This is a genomic window from Halorubrum sp. SP3 (assembly GCF_005435195.1).
Classification (GTDB): domain Archaea; phylum Halobacteriota; class Halobacteria; order Halobacteriales; family Haloferacaceae; genus Halorubrum; species Halorubrum sodomense.
In genome coordinates, this window is sequence record NZ_SGTU01000836.1 from 1 (window position 1) to 211 (window position 211).

The 211-nt window shown below is 52.6% G+C and carries 1 protein-coding gene; it reads left to right on the plus strand.

All coding sequences use genetic code 11. The annotated features are described in order from the left end of the window. The coding region (locus EXE42_RS20130) for a site-specific integrase (RefSeq protein ID WP_342766608.1) at window positions 1-211 on the plus strand (211 nt) is incomplete at both ends.

Below are 211 nucleotides of genomic sequence, written 5' to 3' on the forward strand. Positions count from 1 at the left end.
CCGATCTCACGCCGGAGAAGACGGAGGTACGACACATTGAGGAGTACTTGCGTATCTTGGACAACCGCGGAGTCAGTCACAATACGAAACGGCGCTATCTCGAATCTTTATCAGCGTTCTTCAGCTATGCGATGAAGCGACCACGATTCGAGAACATCACGGGGAATCCGGCTGGTGTCGTCTTGGAGGAGATTCCGAAGCAAATTCGGCA